Raw genomic sequence first — 14,559 nt, forward strand, 5'->3', positions numbered from 1 at the left:
GTCTCGGTCCCATCATGGCTGATCCCTCCCTTTAGGAAGAATTGAATCAGCAACTTACCAACCGATCAAGCCCGAGTTTTTCAACAAAATACGCCCTTCGAGACGGTTTCTGCGCACTTGGCCAACTTACAGTATGGGCTCAAAGCCGTCATCCGACGGCATTAGCGATTAGACCGGTTTGTGGTTGCGAGCGGTCATTGGGGCCGCTCTCAGGATTGGTCCGACATCGGCCCTCCCAGTACTATTCAACGAGTTTTCAAGCTCAACTCCGAGATCCTACCGTCGCCTGACCCTCTCTCGATTACGCTCCCGACGTTCGATGTTGATCCGGTGGTCGCGGCCCAATGCCCGGTAGAAGCCCGGTCCCTTGGACCAGTTCAGAAAGTGGGCAAAGCTGTCGACCTGATCGTCGTTGCGTCCGCGTGGAAAGGACTGAAGCTCCCGTTTGAATACCGGCAGCCAGGGTGCATCTGCAGGCAGATAAACCTTGCCCTCTTCGACAGGACCGCAAGCGGACTGGAACCGGGTTTCCTTGTCCTTGTCGGGTTTAATGCGTTCGTAGCGCCGACGGTCATCACGAAACAATTCGTCCAAAAGAGGTTTGCCGGAGGCCGCATCTTCGATCAGGACACGATCGGGATCCCAACGGCCGACAAGTTGCAGTGCCTTGGCTTTCAGGTCTGGGTAGTCTACCTGCCCGCGCCAGACGTCGATAAGATGCCACGCATTTTCGCGGAACCCCCAGGTTGTACAGACAGAGAAATCAGACCGGGGGTCTGCCGACATGCCCGTATCCCAGCTCTGAACCACCAGTTGGAACCAGCGGCGATCTTCGATGGTCTCGTAGGTGCCAAACCACTCCCAGCGCAAGGGCGACCCGTCGGGAGCAATGGGGTTCTGCTGATACTGGCAATTGAACACGGCCGCGCCCATTTCGCGACGCTTGGTATCCAGCGTTTGCTGATCCAAACGGGACGGGCACAGGAGATCACCCGGTTTGCGGCGCATGACCCTTCCACGCCCAAGAGGAACCACCTCATGGCCTTCTGCGATGGCAGGCAGATTCAGATGCCGGTAGGTCCCGCGTTCGAGCAGATAACCCGGCGGATCCATCTCGTGCAACCGTTGCGCAACCATAACCACACGCCCTTCGGCCGGATTGTCGAAGCGCGACAACAAGGTCCCCTCAATGAACTCCTGCGCCTTGACCAGCTCGGCTTCGGAGCCGGCATCTCCGGCTTTCAGCAGGTCATCGATGATGATGTAATCGGCGCCATGACCGGTGACAGAACTTCCAATGGAGACAGCCTTACGGCTGCCTCCCTTTGTGGTGCGGATTTCTTCTGAGGTGTTGCCCTTTTTAGCCAAGACCGTTTCAGGGAACATTCCCCGGTACCAGCGCGCAGACATGATCCGACGACAATCCTCGGAATGTTTGCGTGCCAGATCCAGCCCGTAGCTGGCAACAATAATCTTGGCGCTGGGGTTATGACCGAGAAGATAAGCGACATAGGCAACGGCCACGGTGACCGATTTCAGGCACCGGGGCGGAATGTTGATAATCAACCGCTTGTTCTCGCCGACGCGAACGTTGTCCAACTCATGGCACATGGCCCGCACATGCCAAGCCGGATCAAAGCTGTGGTCAGTTCCTTGGTGCAGCGTGTCAAACACACGCCAAACAAAGGGAAAGAAATTGTCCCGGCAAACCTCGCGCGCGGCTTGCAGGACCATTTTTGGATCAGGAGCCGTCATCTTCCGCCTCCTCATCTTCCGCACCGCCGTCACCGTCCAATTGGCTGGAAAAGAAATCCCGGAGGATGTCGTAGTCGACCTTATCCGGCCCGTCCAAAGCAGCGCTGGCCTGTCCGCTCCCATCATCTGAACCGCCAAACAGATCAGAGTCGACCTTAAGAAGCGCCATCAGCAATTTCGTGTCGCCCTTCAAAGCACCTGCCATGAGCCGCTTTGCAATTGCCTCCGCCTTGGAAATTCGGGTTTCGTGGTTGCCTTCGCGGACTGTGATCTTGGTTTCCAGTTCGCGTTTCAGGCTGGCATTCACGCCTTTGGCAGCTTTCGGTCGTCCTTTCGGATTTCCGGATCGCCCTTTTTGGAACCGGGTTGCTTTGGGCGGCTTGCCGTAGCCGACCTCATACTCTTTCGTATTGTCAGACATGACCCACCTCCAGCTCTGAGGTGGCATCAGTTGCCGCAGAATGCGCATCGAACGTCTGGCCTGTTACCGCGTGCACGGCGCTCTCACCGGTCATCTCCTGCCAACGGCGGATGGCGACATCGACATAAGCCGGATCGAGCTCAATCAGCCGCGCCCGGCGCCCAGTTTTCTCAGCTGCCAACAACGTCGCGCCGGATCCGCCAAAGGTATCCAGCACAACATCACCGCGGTGGCTCACATCCATGATGGCATCTGCAACCAAGGCTGTCGGCTTCACCGTGGGATGATCAGCGAGATCCGCTTCACGCCCTGCCCCAAAGCTGTTCACACCGGCATAGTCCCAGACATTGGTCCGGTTGCGCCCGTGTTTTCCCAGTTCGACATTGTTGATATGCGCCGCACCTGGTTTCTTGAAGATCGCGACCAGCTCGTGCTTGGAACGATAAAGGCTGCCCATCCCGCCGTTCGTCTTGTTCCAGACGCAAAGATTGATGAGATCAAAGCCGCCTGCCTTGCCGGCCGCAATCAGTTCTTCAATGTGACGCCAGTCCATGCAGATCATCGCGATGCCTCCGTCCGGCAGGCAGTCAATCAGCCGGTTGTTCACGTCCGAGAGAAAGCTACGGAATTCGCTGGCCGACATTTCTCCTGACGCCATGGCAAACTCGCGATGATCGCCACCGGTGCCACAGCGAACATGCCCATTGACCGCTACATTATAAGGAGGATCTGTGAACACCATCTGCGGGCGTTCGCTCTTTAGCAGAGTGTCGTAGCTCTGGGCTTGCAAGGAATCCCCACAGAAGATGCGATGATCTCCGAGAACCCAAAGGTCGCCCGGCTCCGTGACTACGGGTGCCGCAGGGTTCGGCGTCTCAACAGATTCTGCTTCGGTCTCCGTGGCCTCGCCCGTGCCGTCGATGATAATGTCGATCTCCGGTGTTTCGAACCCGGTGATGTCCAGATCAAAGTCCAGCTCGCCATCAAGGCTGAGATCCATCAGCTCGGCAAATTCAATCTGCAGAGCAGCTTCGTTCCAGTCGGACAACTCCGCCAGCTTGTTATCCGCAATGCGCAGAGCGCGCACTTCCGCGTCTGACAAGTGATCCGCGACAACAGTCGGCACCGACATCAACCCCAGAGCCTTGGCGGCTTCATAGCGGCCGTGACCCGCTATGATTGTGCCCGAACCATCCAACAGGATCGGGGTGACAAAGCCAAACTTGGCCACCGACGCCTTCAGCTTGTCGATGTTCTTGGCCGTATGCACGCGGTTGTTATTGTCGTAGAGCTTGATCTGGCTGATCTGGGATTGAATGACTTTGTCCGCCATCCAGATCGGCGTTTTGGACGCCTTGGCGTCGCTCTGTGTTTTCTTAGTAGGCATTGCCGCCTCCTTTCGTTTGACGCTCGTTAGCGTCGACAAGAAAGGATCGTGTTGGGAATTCGGAGAGAGCACGAATAGCAACTCTCCGGACCAATCGATCCGGTTCGTTGCCCCTTCGAATGCTCTCGGTCTTATCCGCTTCGAAAAATGCGGCGCCGAATGCTGCCTGGGAGATGTATTCACCTCCCCGTGGGACCTTGTCCCTTGCAGGGCTGGCTAGAATCTATGCGCGGGCTTTTGCAATTGCAACCCCCAAGCAAAAAGTAACCAATTAAGATTGTTGACGAATAATCGGGGGTACAGCAGCAACACCCGACATAACACAGCCCTCTTCGGATTGCCCCAGAAAGAGCTGGACTGTTGCTGCGAACCACGCATCACTGAACCCACGCCCGAGCCATTCGGGCGCTCCTCGGTACGGGGGTTCGGCATTCCGCCAGCCCCAGATCAGAGGAGACAATACATGTCCAAATCCAAACCAACCAAAATTGACAAGGTGCAAGCTTTGTTGCGTCGCCCGAACGGTGCCAGCCTTGAGGCGCTCTGCAAAGCAACGGGGTGGCAGCCTCATTCGGTCCGAGCGGCATTGAGTGGGTTACGGAAGAAAGGCGCGACGATTGAACGGCGGACATCCGACAAACCAAATGGACCATCCACATATCATCTGGCGGCGGGAACTGGAGAAGCGTCATGACCAAGACGAGCGATGTCGCCGATCTCGCCGCCATGGGTCGATCGGATCTGGTCACGCTTTGGCAGCAACTGTTTGATCAACCCGCCCCCGCCATGCTCAGCCAACCCTTTCTGCGCCGCTTTATCGCCTTTGAGATGCAGTCCCGCCGTCATGGCAGGCTACCCCGCCAGGTCAAAGCCACGCTGGAAAAGGGCTCTGGGAAGAAACCCCGGCCTACATGCCCTGCCCTAAAACCCGGCGGGCGCCTGCTACGCGAGTGGAATAGTGTGACCCATGTAGTCGACGTTACAGAAGACGGCTTCACTTGGAACGGTCGGTCCTATCGCTCACTCTCGGCCATCGCCCGAGAGATTACCGGCGCGCATTGGTCAGGGCCGCGTTTCTTTGGGCTCACCGGCAAGGCGGCCAAATGAGCCCGCGCCGTAAAATCCGATGCGCCATCTACACGCGCAAGTCCTCAGAAGATGGTCTGGATCAGGACTTCAATTCGCTGGATGCGCAATATGAGGCCTGCGCGGCCTATGTCGCAAGCCAGCGACATGAAGGCTGGACCCTGTTGTCCGGGCGCTACGATGACGGTGGCCTGTCGGGCGGCACCCTAGAGCGACCCGCCCTTCAGCGCCTTCTTGAAGAGATCGATGCCGGGCGTATTGACATGGTGGTGGTCTACAAGATTGACCGGCTGACCCGGTCGCTTGCCGACTTCTCTAAGCTGGTCGACCGGCTGGAACAGGCAAACTGTTCTTTTGTGTCCGTCACGCAGGCCTTCAATACCTCATCTTCCATGGGCCGGTTAACGCTGAATGTGCTGTTGTCCTTTGCTCAGTTTGAACGGGAAGTCACCGCCGAACGTATTCGCGACAAGATTGCAGCGTCGAAGAAGAAGGGGCTTTGGATGGGTGGCAACCTGCCTCTGGGCTATGATCGCCACCCCGATCCGAAGGCAAGAACGCTGGTGGTGAATGAAGAGAAGGCCAGAACGGTCCGGCATCTCTTTGGGCTTTATGACGAGCTTGGTTGCCTGCGCAAAGTAGAAGAACGGGCAACGGCAGAAGACCTGCGGTCAAAACGGGTTGTTCGGACAGATGGCAGTGTGAAGGGGGATTGTCCGCTGTCACGGGGTCAAATCTATTACCTGCTGCGCAATCCGGTCTATCTCGGAAAAATCCGCCACAAGGATAAGATCTGGGACGGACAACATCCGGCGATCATCGATCAGGACATCTGGGACCGGGTGCAGGAAAAAATGCGACAGGCCTCCAACCGCTCGCGGGCACGCGGCGACTCCGATGCGCGCCAACACTCCACTGACCCCGGGGCCTGGCTCACCGGTCTGCTGTATGACGAAACTGGTGATCGGTTGACGCCGACCCACACCACGCGCAAAGGCCGACGGTTGCGCTACTATATCTCCAATCGACTGATCTCAGGCGGCAAGGATATCTCTGGCTGGCGACTGCCCGGCCCAGCGCTGGAAAACGCGGTCATTGATGTCATCGTCAGACATTTGCAAGACGCCGCCGCGGCGCACCAAGTACTGGCGCAGCCGGAGGCCGGGTCAGCCGAGGCAGTTCAGACTTCAGTTGCGGATTTAGTAACCCGGCTTCTAGGCCATGGCTGTCAGATCGGCGCTGCTCTTCTGGCCAAAGGCAAACTTGCACGAGGACAGATCGACCTCGAATTTAACCCCAAAACTCTGGCAAGCGCACTTGGCATCGCGGCCGATCATCTGCACCCGGATCTCACCCACGTCACCGCATCTTTCGATCTGTGCCGCCGCGGCGTCGAGGCCAAGGTCATCGCCGGAGACATGGCACCCCAACCTGATCCCCACCTCCGGTCCATGCTGATCCGCGCCCATGGCTGGGCCCGTGATCTGAAGGCCGGAGTTCAACTGATGGAGATTGCCCGCCGCGAAAGCGTCCCTGACGCCTTCATCCGCACCCGTGCTCAGCTCGCCTTTCTCTCACCAAAGATTCAAACGGCGATTCTCGACGGGAGCCAGCCGCCCGAACTCACACTCAAGCGTCTGGTCAGCGTGACCCACCCACTTGAATGGTCCGAACAGGAACGCCTGTTCGGCTTCTGACATCTCCAGCTCCTGCGTCCCTGATACAGACTTCGCCCTCCCTGATCCGGCGGAACAATTCCCTGTTCGCACGAGGAAATTCCCTGTTCCACCTTTTAGGGAATTTGCAACATAAACCTCTGAGAAACATACAGTTCTGATAGAAGAAATGACGGAAGTCAGTCCCGGTTTGCGAATATTCCCTGTAAATTGCAGGTTATCAGGGAAATCCAGCCCAAAGCGACCCCGCTAAAATGCGACACTGAGACTCGCGCCTGAATTGTCCTCTGAATGTACGGTTTGCTTCGTCTCTGATTGAAAGCGCATGCGCCAACGCGCGGGAATTGCGTAACAATTCCGGATCAGAAAATACAACTGAAGTGAGACAGGTATGAGTGGCGGGGAGACAGGGATTCGAACCCTGGGGACGCTCTCACGCCCAACGGTTTTCAAGACCGCCGCATTCGACCACTCTGCCACCTCCCCGTCGAAGGCAGGGTCTAAGCGCAAGTTCTGCCAGAGGCAAGTCGAAATCGGGATTTCTTGCCGAAGCCCGCGCAGCGGTCTTTCCATGACTCTTCAGCCGCGTTATGATCCCCGAAATAGACCGAAACAGGCTGGCAAGCAGAACCAGCAGACCGGCAGCGGGGTTCCGAGAACGAGACCCCTTCAGGCAAGGGATAAGCAGATGAAGCGAGCGATCATGACACGCCCGGGACCAAAACGGTTGGCGTATCTGGCGTTGACTTTGACAGTTCTGAGCGGGTGTGAGGACATTCTTCAAGAGGCTGAAAAACCTGAAGAAAACTCAAACAAAACCGAACTCCTTCCCGAGGCGGCCTCGAGCTCGCAGCGTGACGTCGAAGCCCCTGATGTTTTTCAGGTCACGGAAGCGGGGCTTTGGGATGGCAGACCCTCGCTGGGTGGGATCTGGGTTGCCTACCCGGATGTTTCACAGCCCGAGCGTGTCGTGATTACGAACACCGCAAACAACAAGTCCGTAACAGGGGCCCTGTTCCGACGTGAACGCAACCTGCCCGGCCCGGCACTTCAGGTGTCATCTGCGGCTGCGGAACAGCTCGGAATGCTGGCGGGCGCGCCGACAAAGGTCAGTGTTGTCGCTCTGCGCCGTGAAGTTGCAAAGGAATCACCACCAGAGGACGCGCCCAAACCGGAAGACGAAGCGGCGGATACGGCTGCGGTGTCGGACGCCGCAGCCACCGACGATCCATCCGCGGCAGATAGCGAAAAACCTGCCAAGCCGAAATGGTGGCAAAAGAAGGCGCCAGCGGCAGCAGCCGGTGCAGCAGTGGTTGCGGCGGAAGCGGCAAGTTCTGCCAACGAAGCGACCGAAGGTACGGATACGACCACCGACGCGGCATCAGCCACTGAGGATCCGACAGAGCCCGCTGAAGAAAAACCCGCCAAGCGGAAGTGGTGGCAGAAACAAGAGCCAGCAGCGGCGGCTGCGGGAGCCACCGTGGCTGCGGCGGATGTCGCAACAGACAGTGTGGATGTGGCCGCAGAAGTTGCACCGGCGTTGTCCGATGCGCCTGTCGAAGCCCCTGCTGAAAAACCCGCGAAACGGAAGTGGTGGCAAAAGAAAGACCCCACTGAAATCACCGAAACGCCGCTGGACCCCATCGAAGGCGCGGCAGCCGCGATTGACGCGACCGAAGCGATTCCGGCCGCGGCAGCAGCAACAGGCGCTGCGTCTCCGCTGAGCAAACCATTCGTGCAGATCGGGACATTCAGCGTCGAAGCAAATGCCAATGCCGCTGCTGAGAAAGTGCGCCGGAATGGCATGTCGACTGTTGTGCGGGAACTGAAAACCGAAAACAAAACAGTATGGCGGGTCCTGGTTGGCCCTGCCACAACCCGGGCCGAACGCAAAGCCATTCAAAAAGATGTAAAGGATCTTGGTTTCAAAGATGCGTTCACCGTGTCCGACTGATACAGGGAGGCATAACATGCTATCCTCATTGCGAGTTTCTGTTCTGGCCTTTGGGCTTGCCGTGCTGGCAATCCCGGCTCAGGCTTTTGATACATCCGCCCGCGCGGCATATGTGATCGATCAGACCACCGGTACGGTGCTTTTGGCAAAAGACGCTGATCAACCCTTGCCGCCTGCATCCATGTCCAAGCTCATGACGCTGTATGTTGCTTTCGAAGCGCTGCGTGACGGAAGACTGACGCTGGACGAAACCCTGCCCGTGTCCGAACACGCGATGAGCTATGGCGGCTCGACCATGTTTCTGAACACGCAGGACCGGGTTCGGGTCGAGGACCTGCTGCGCGGCATCATCGTTCTGTCAGGCAATGACGCTTGCGTGGTGCTCGCCGAGGCGCTGAGCCCCGACGGGACAGAGGCAGGGTTTTCCCGATATATGACCCAACGCGCCAAGCAGATCGGTATGAACAACTCGAATTTCGCGAACTCGAACGGTTGGCCTGCCGCCGGACATATGATGTCGGTTCACGATCTGGCGGTTCTGGCCGACAGGCTGATTACCGACTTCCCCGAATATTACCCCCTGTTTTCAGAAGAGGAATTCGAATTCGATGGCCGTGCGCCATCGAATGCCCGTAACCGCAATCCGTTGCTGAAACTGAGCATCGGCGCGGATGGCCTGAAAACCGGCCACACGCAGGAGGCCGGATACGGCCTCGTCGGCTCCGCCAAACAGGGCGACCGCCGTGTCATCTTCGTCCTCAGCGGGCTGGACAGCACCGGCCAACGGGCAGAGGAGGCTGAGGCCGTGGTTAACTGGTCGTTTCGAAATTTTGTCGAGAGGACAGTTGCCAACGCGGAAACGCCGATAGCCGAAGCCAAGCTGTGGATGGGCGAGAAAAAGACCGTAGGTCTTGTACCTGACGGCGATCTGACGGTTCTGTTTCCAGTTCTGGGCACACAGAACGTCAAGGCCGAAGTTGTCTATCAGGGTCCCATCAATGCGCCGGTCAAAAAAGGCCAGCAACTGGCCGAGCTTGTCATCAAGCCTGAAGGATTGCCGGAAATAAGACGTCCGCTGGTGGCAGCGGAAGACGTTGCAATTGGTGGATTTGTCGTTCGTATGCTGACCGTTGGTGGCATTGTTCTGAAAGACGTGATCAATAACCCGCTGGAGTCGATGTGACCAGGGCCGGGTTATTTCTGACTTTCGAAGGCATTGACGGATCAGGCAAGTCAACTCAGGCGCGGATGCTGGCAGATCAACTGCGCGCGCAAGGTCATGAGGTCGTTTTGACGCGTGAACCGGGCGGCTCGCCTGGCGCGGAAGAAATTCGTAGTCTGGTGTTGGAAGGTGATCCCGACCGCTGGTCGGCAGAAACGGAAATTCTGCTGTTCACGGCCGCCCGCCGCGACCATCTGGAACGTACGATCGAACCCGCGCTGGCCAAAGGGCAAGTCGTGATCTGCGACCGCTTTGCCGACAGCACACGTATGTATCAGGGCCTATCACGGGGAGATCTGCGCGGCCTTGTTGATCAGCTGCACAGCCTGATGATCAAGCGCGAGCCTGACTTGACGCTGCTGATCGACATGGACCCCGATACCGGCCTGTCCCGCGCCAAAGGGCGGCAAGGCGCGGAAGAACGGTTCGAAGATTTCGGCCCGGACCTGCAAAAGAAAATGCGGGCGGGCTTTCTGGCGCTGGCCCGTGAGTTTTCTGACCGTTTCCGCGTTGTGGACGGCAACCGGGACATGGACAGCGTTGCACAGGATGTGACAGAAATCGTCCAGGCTGCACTGCGATAGACGATGAATGACGAAATCCCCTCTCCGGATCAGGTGCCTGGTGCGCCGCATCCCCGCGAGACCGCCCAGCTTTTTGGTCAGGATGCAGCGGAACAGGCGTTTCTGACCGCCTTCAACTCGGACCGGCTGCACCACGGCTGGTTGCTGACCGGGCCGCGTGGTGTCGGCAAGGCGACGTTGGCATGGCGGATTGCGCGGTTCTTGCTGGCAACACCTTTGGTAAACGACGGTGGGCTGTTTGGCGCGCCGCCACCGCCAGAGACTCTCGACATTGATCCCAACCACCCGGTGTCACGTCGCATACTGGCCGGGGCCGAGCCGGGATTGGCCGCGATAGCCAGGTCACTGAATGATCAGGGGCGGCTGCGCAACGAAATCGTTGTGGAAGACATCCGAAAGCTGGGAAAGTTCTTTGGCCTGTCCTCTGCCGATGGCGGGCGCCGGGTCGTAATCGTGGATTCGGCGGATGAGATGAATGTCAGCGCCGCCAATGCACTGCTGAAGATGCTGGAGGAGCCTCCGGCGCGCACCACCCTTTTGCTGGTATCGCACCAACCCTCGCGCTTGCTGCCAACCATCCGCTCTCGTTGCCGTACCCTACGTCTGGGGCCGCTGAACGCTGGGGATATGCAGGACGCGCTGTCGCAAACCGGGACGACCTTACTGGCGCACCCCGAATATCTCGCCGCATTGGCCGCTGGCTCGGTCGGGCACGCGGTTCGCCTGATCAATCTGGGCGGACTTGAAATCTATGCCGAACTGATTGCCATTCTGGGCACCCTGCCCCGTCTGGACCGGCAGCGCGCACTGGCCCTGGCCGAGGCTGCGGCCCAACGCGGCGCGGCCGAGCGCTTTGATCTGCTGCTGACACTGATCGATGTCGCCTTGTCTAGGCTGGCACTGACCGGGGCAACCGGCGCACCACCGTCCCCCGAAGCCGCCCCGAACGAAGCTGAAACGCTGGCCAGATTGTCGAATTCTACGGATCAGGCTCGTCGATGGGCCGAAGTCGCCGCGACAATCACAGCCCGCGCGCGACATGGTCAGGCGGTGAACCTTGACCCTGCCGCTCTGGTCCTAGATACGGTGTTCAAGATACAGGAAACCGCCGGCCAGGTCAGATGAGCGACACCCCCCAGATCACCGACAGTCATTGCCATCTGGACTTCCCGGATTTTGACGGTCAGTTGAGCGACATCATTTCGCGCGCGGCCGAGGCTGGCGTGACCCGGATGGTGACGATTTGCACCAAGCTGCGCAATGAACCCGCGGTCCGTGCAATTGCCGAAGCCCATGCGCCGGTATTCTACGCCGCAGGGACCCACCCGATGAGTGCCGCAGACGAGCCTATGGTCTCGGTCGATGAATTGGTTGCACTGGCACAACACCCGAAATTTGTAGGCATCGGCGAATCCGGTCTGGATTACCACTATACAGCGGACAGCGCTGAGCTTCAGAAGCAATCACTGCGCATTCATATCGAAGCCGCCCAGCGCACAGGGTTGCCTTTGATCATCCATGCCCGCGCCGCAGACGACGATATGGCCCGAATTCTGGCCGAAGAATATCGCAATGCGCCCTATTCCTGCGTGATGCACTGTTTCTCGTCCTCGGCCGAGTTGGCCAAGGCCGCGCTGGATCTGGGGTTTTATCTTTCCATGTCCGGCATTGCGGCCTTTCCCAAAAGCCAGGAGTTGCGCGACATTTTCGCAAGTACGCCAGTGGATCGCATTCTGGTGGAAACTGACGCGCCCTATCTGGCACCGCCCCCTTATCGTGGCAAGCGAAACGAACCGGCCTATACCGCACATACAGCCCGAAAAGGGGCCGAGCTGTTCGGGCTGGAGTATCCGGCTTTTGCCGCCCAAACTCAGGCGAACTTTGACCGGCTGTTCAGCAAGGCGGCAACGTACAGGGCCGCTGCATGACCGAATTGCGATTTACCATTCTGGGCTGCGGATCGTCAGGCGGCGTACCCCGGTTGGGTGGTCACTGGGGTGATTGCGACCCTGCAAACCCCAGGAACATTCGCCGACGCTGTTCCCTGCTTGTCGAGCGTGACGGCCCCGGCGGCACAACCTCCGTGTTGATTGATACGACCCCGGACATGCGCAGCCAGTTGCTGGACACGGGCACCGGGCGGCTTGATGGTGTGGTCTATACACACTCTCACGCGGATCATGTCCATGGAATCGACGACCTGCGCATGATCGTGTTCAACATGAAAACCCGCGTTCCGGTCTGGGCTGATGGTGATACTCAGAACGCCCTGCTGGGGCGGTTTGGATACGCCTTCATTCAACCCGAAGGGTCACCCTATCCTCCGATCCTCGACCTCAAGTCCATCGACGGGCCGTTCGAAATCGATGGCCCCGGAGGACCCATTCCGTTTCGTCCATTCAAGGTCAATCACGGCTCGATAGATTCTCTGGGCTTTCGAATGGGGCAGCTCGCCTATTTGCCGGATGTTGCCGAAATTTACGACGCCGCATGGCCTGAAATGGAAGGGTTGGAGTATCTCATTATCGACGCCCTGCGCCGAAGCCCTCATCCCACACATGCACATCTGGAAAAAACGCTGGAGTGGATTGGGAAGCTGCAACCAAAACAGGCGATACTGACCAACATGCATATCGATCTGGACTATGCGACCGTCGATGCAGAAACTCCGGACAATATCACCCCCGCCTATGACGGGATGGTGATACATCACGCGTTTCAGACCCCTGTTCCTTTTGCATAAGATATCGCAGCTTGGCAGCTGCATGGGGGCCAAATGCTGCAAAGCCTGATTGACGTCATTCTTCCTGTCTTTCTTGTGATCGGTGCCGGTTACACGGCAACACGAACAGGTTATTTCAAAGAAAACCATGTCGACGGGCTGATGAGATTTACGCAAGGGTTCGCGATCCCATGCCTGTTGTTTCTGGCCATCGCGCATCTGGACCTCAGCGCCAGTTTCGATCCCCGGCTTTTAGCCAGCTTCTATTCCGCCGCTGCCTTGTGTTTCACCACGGGTCTTTTTGGTGCGCGCATCATTTTCAACCGCGAATGGGAAGACTGCGTGGCAATCGGGTTTTGTTGCCTGTTCTCAAACTCGGTTCTGCTTGGATTGCCGATTACCGAACGCGCTTATGGTCCTGAGAACCTGACAGGCAACTATGCGATTATCGCCTTCCATTCCCCGTTTTGTTACGGCGTTGGGATCACGGTGATGGAGGTTGTCCGCAATCGCGGAAACGGTGGCGCGCGCATGGCACGTTCTGTTCTGTCTGCAATGTTCAAGAACGCGCTGATCCTTGGTATTGCACTGGGTTTCGTGGTCAATCTGTCCGGTTTGACCATCCCGGCTGTGGTGGACGAAGCCCTTGGTCTTATCACTCGGGCCGCCCTGCCCGGCGCCCTGTTTGCACTGGGCGGGGTACTGGTCAAATACAAACCCGAAGGCGATCTGCGAACTATCGCCTTTGTTTGCGCAATCTCGCTGATGCTACATCCCAGCCTAGTGTGGATATTCGGCAAGTCCACGGGGCTGCCGCAGGACCTTTTCCGCTCGGGGGTGTTGAACGCAGCCATGGCGCCCGGGTTTAACGCCTATATCTTTGCCAATATGTATGGCCGCGCCAAGCGGGTCGCAGCTTCTTCTGTTCTCATTGGGACAGCCACATCCATCCTGACTGTCTGGCTTTGGCTAACGGTTCTGGGCTAACAGTAGTGTTGACTTCAGTTCGCACAGAGGCACGTAACGCATATCGTGTCAGGAGATCCAAATGCCACATGCCATCATCGTCGCACATGGCCAGCCGTCCGATCCAGAACCGGCTGAGGCTGCTTTGGCTGCATTCGCGGCTACGGTCGGCGCCCTGACCGAGCATGTAACGGTGCATGCTGCAACTCTGGCCGCGCCCGGCGCGTTCGAGGCTAAACTGAACAGCCTGCCGGAAAACACGGTCATCTATCCGCTTTTCATGGCAAACGGATGGTTTGTCACCAGCGCACTACCCAAGCGATTAGGGGATCACAAAGCGCGCATTCTAGACCCATTGGGTGTTGACCCAGAGCTACCGGCATTGACCGCGCACGCCCTGCAATCCGAGTTGTCCCAAAGGAATTGGGCAACTGCGTCGACCGACCTGGTCATTGCCGCACATGGCTCGGGGCGTAGCCGAAACCCGTCGGTTGTGGCTCTGAATTTCGCATCGCAACTTCAAGAAATGCTGGCTTTCAAATCTGTCCGCGTTGGGTTTGTTGAAGAACCGCCATCCATTTCCGAAGCCGCAACCGGCATAGGGGCTCAGGCGCTGTGCCTTCCGTTCTTTGCCTGCACCGGGGGGCACGCAGTGGACGACGTGCCCGCCGGATTGCGCCAAGCAGGCTTCAAAGGCGTTCTGCTGCCTGTGGTTGGGGAACTGCCACCCATCCGGCACCAGATTGCCAAGCAGGTAACGAAGGCCGTTCAGCTCGCGTAAAAATT

Annotated in this window: 14 protein-coding genes and 1 tRNA gene; 11 read left to right on the top strand and 4 right to left on the bottom strand. The window is 58.1% G+C overall.

Features of this window, described 5'->3' with window-relative positions; genetic code table 11:
• Window positions 1-276: 276 nt before the first annotated feature.
• From terL to ACR0ID_RS05830, 3 genes are read right to left on the bottom strand one after another with little or no spacing between them, the layout of a single operon-like run.
• Complete coding sequence (gene terL / locus ACR0ID_RS05820; RefSeq protein WP_480604329.1) at window positions 277-1,755, bottom strand: phage terminase large subunit; 1,479 nt, start codon at window positions 1,753-1,755, stop codon at window positions 277-279.
• Entirely contained in the window at window positions 1,742-2,176 is a 435-nt protein-coding gene (locus ACR0ID_RS05825) for a DUF5681 domain-containing protein (protein ID WP_480604331.1), read from the bottom strand. Before ACR0ID_RS05825 ends, terL begins: the two co-directional genes overlap by 14 nt.
• Window positions 2,169-3,563, bottom strand: coding sequence for a site-specific DNA-methyltransferase (locus ACR0ID_RS05830; protein WP_480604333.1), 1,395 nt, complete (start codon window positions 3,561-3,563; stop codon window positions 2,169-2,171). The genes ACR0ID_RS05825 and ACR0ID_RS05830 overlap by 8 nt, the downstream gene beginning before the upstream one ends.
• A 463-nt stretch (window positions 3,564-4,026) precedes the next feature.
• On the opposite strand from ACR0ID_RS05830, the gene ACR0ID_RS05835 reads away from it, so the two are divergent.
• The 3 genes from ACR0ID_RS05835 to ACR0ID_RS05845 are packed head-to-tail and all read left to right on the top strand — an operon-like array spanning window position 4,027 to window position 6,346.
• A complete protein-coding gene (locus ACR0ID_RS05835; protein WP_480604335.1) occupies window positions 4,027-4,257 on the top strand; it encodes a DUF3489 domain-containing protein in 231 nt (76 codons plus the stop codon).
• A complete protein-coding gene (locus ACR0ID_RS05840; RefSeq protein WP_093964944.1) occupies window positions 4,254-4,670 on the top strand; it encodes a DUF2924 domain-containing protein in 417 nt (138 codons plus the stop codon). The genes ACR0ID_RS05835 and ACR0ID_RS05840 overlap by 4 nt, the downstream gene beginning before the upstream one ends.
• Entirely contained in the window at window positions 4,667-6,346 is a 1,680-nt protein-coding gene (locus tag ACR0ID_RS05845) for a recombinase family protein (protein ID WP_480604338.1), read from the top strand. Before ACR0ID_RS05840 ends, ACR0ID_RS05845 begins: the two co-directional genes overlap by 4 nt.
• A gap of 375 nt (window positions 6,347-6,721) precedes the next feature.
• Here ACR0ID_RS05845 and ACR0ID_RS05850 read toward each other — a convergent pair.
• Window positions 6,722-6,811: transfer RNA gene (locus ACR0ID_RS05850), tRNA-Ser, on the bottom strand.
• A 202-nt stretch (window positions 6,812-7,013) separates the two neighbouring features.
• Between ACR0ID_RS05850 and ACR0ID_RS05855 the strand changes: the two genes are divergently transcribed.
• The 8 genes from ACR0ID_RS05855 (at window position 7,014) to ACR0ID_RS05890 (ending at window position 14,554) form a co-directional block, all read left to right on the top strand.
• Window positions 7,014-8,279 (top strand): SPOR domain-containing protein, encoded by a 1,266-nt coding sequence (locus tag ACR0ID_RS05855; RefSeq protein ID WP_480604340.1) that lies wholly within the window; start codon window positions 7,014-7,016, stop codon window positions 8,277-8,279.
• Between the two features lie 16 nt (window positions 8,280-8,295).
• Window positions 8,296-9,462, top strand: a complete 1,167-nt coding sequence (locus ACR0ID_RS05860; protein WP_480476144.1) for a D-alanyl-D-alanine carboxypeptidase family protein — start codon at window positions 8,296-8,298, stop codon at window positions 9,460-9,462.
• Window positions 9,459-10,085: a dTMP kinase gene (tmk, locus tag ACR0ID_RS05865; protein WP_480554135.1), complete on the top strand. Its 627-nt coding sequence runs from the start codon at window positions 9,459-9,461 to the stop codon at window positions 10,083-10,085. The genes ACR0ID_RS05860 and tmk overlap by 4 nt, the downstream gene beginning before the upstream one ends.
• Window positions 10,086-10,088: 3 nt before the next feature.
• A complete protein-coding gene (locus ACR0ID_RS05870; RefSeq protein ID WP_480604343.1) occupies window positions 10,089-11,210 on the top strand; it encodes a DNA polymerase III subunit delta' in 1,122 nt (373 codons plus the stop codon).
• Entirely contained in the window at window positions 11,207-12,013 is an 807-nt protein-coding gene (locus tag ACR0ID_RS05875; RefSeq protein WP_480604345.1) for a TatD family hydrolase, read from the top strand. Before ACR0ID_RS05870 ends, ACR0ID_RS05875 begins: the two co-directional genes overlap by 4 nt.
• Complete coding sequence (locus tag ACR0ID_RS05880; RefSeq protein WP_480604347.1) at window positions 12,010-12,828, top strand: MBL fold metallo-hydrolase; 819 nt, start codon at window positions 12,010-12,012, stop codon at window positions 12,826-12,828. Before ACR0ID_RS05875 ends, ACR0ID_RS05880 begins: the two co-directional genes overlap by 4 nt.
• Window positions 12,829-12,861: 33 nt before the next feature.
• Entirely contained in the window at window positions 12,862-13,794 is a 933-nt protein-coding gene (locus ACR0ID_RS05885; RefSeq protein ID WP_480476134.1) for an AEC family transporter, read from the top strand.
• 61 nt (window positions 13,795-13,855) lie between these two features.
• Window positions 13,856-14,554 carry a CbiX/SirB N-terminal domain-containing protein gene (locus ACR0ID_RS05890; protein ID WP_480604349.1) on the top strand — a complete coding sequence of 233 codons (699 nt, stop codon included), beginning with the start codon at window positions 13,856-13,858 and terminating at the stop codon, window positions 14,552-14,554.
• Window positions 14,555-14,559 lie beyond the last annotated feature (5 nt).

The organism is Ruegeria sp. AL2 (assembly GCF_056540845.1).

Coding starts and splice junctions, on each gene's coding strand:
- terL (WP_480604329.1), bottom strand. CDS start 1,755: ATGACGGCTCCTGATCCAAAAATGGTCCTGCAAGCCGCGCGCGAGGTT.
- ACR0ID_RS05825 (WP_480604331.1), bottom strand. CDS start 2,176: ATGTCTGACAATACGAAAGAGTATGAGGTCGGCTACGGCAAGCCGCCC.
- ACR0ID_RS05830 (WP_480604333.1), bottom strand. CDS start 3,563: ATGCCTACTAAGAAAACACAGAGCGACGCCAAGGCGTCCAAAACGCCG.
- ACR0ID_RS05835 (WP_480604335.1), top strand. CDS start 4,027: ATGTCCAAATCCAAACCAACCAAAATTGACAAGGTGCAAGCTTTGTTG.
- ACR0ID_RS05840 (WP_093964944.1), top strand. CDS start 4,254: ATGACCAAGACGAGCGATGTCGCCGATCTCGCCGCCATGGGTCGATCG.
- ACR0ID_RS05845 (WP_480604338.1), top strand. CDS start 4,667: ATGAGCCCGCGCCGTAAAATCCGATGCGCCATCTACACGCGCAAGTCC.
- ACR0ID_RS05855 (WP_480604340.1), top strand. CDS start 7,014: ATGAAGCGAGCGATCATGACACGCCCGGGACCAAAACGGTTGGCGTAT.
- ACR0ID_RS05860 (WP_480476144.1), top strand. CDS start 8,296: ATGCTATCCTCATTGCGAGTTTCTGTTCTGGCCTTTGGGCTTGCCGTG.
- ACR0ID_RS05870 (WP_480604343.1), top strand. CDS start 10,089: ATGAATGACGAAATCCCCTCTCCGGATCAGGTGCCTGGTGCGCCGCAT.
- ACR0ID_RS05875 (WP_480604345.1), top strand. CDS start 11,207: ATGAGCGACACCCCCCAGATCACCGACAGTCATTGCCATCTGGACTTC.
- ACR0ID_RS05880 (WP_480604347.1), top strand. CDS start 12,010: ATGACCGAATTGCGATTTACCATTCTGGGCTGCGGATCGTCAGGCGGC.
- ACR0ID_RS05885 (WP_480476134.1), top strand. CDS start 12,862: ATGCTGCAAAGCCTGATTGACGTCATTCTTCCTGTCTTTCTTGTGATC.
- ACR0ID_RS05890 (WP_480604349.1), top strand. CDS start 13,856: ATGCCACATGCCATCATCGTCGCACATGGCCAGCCGTCCGATCCAGAA.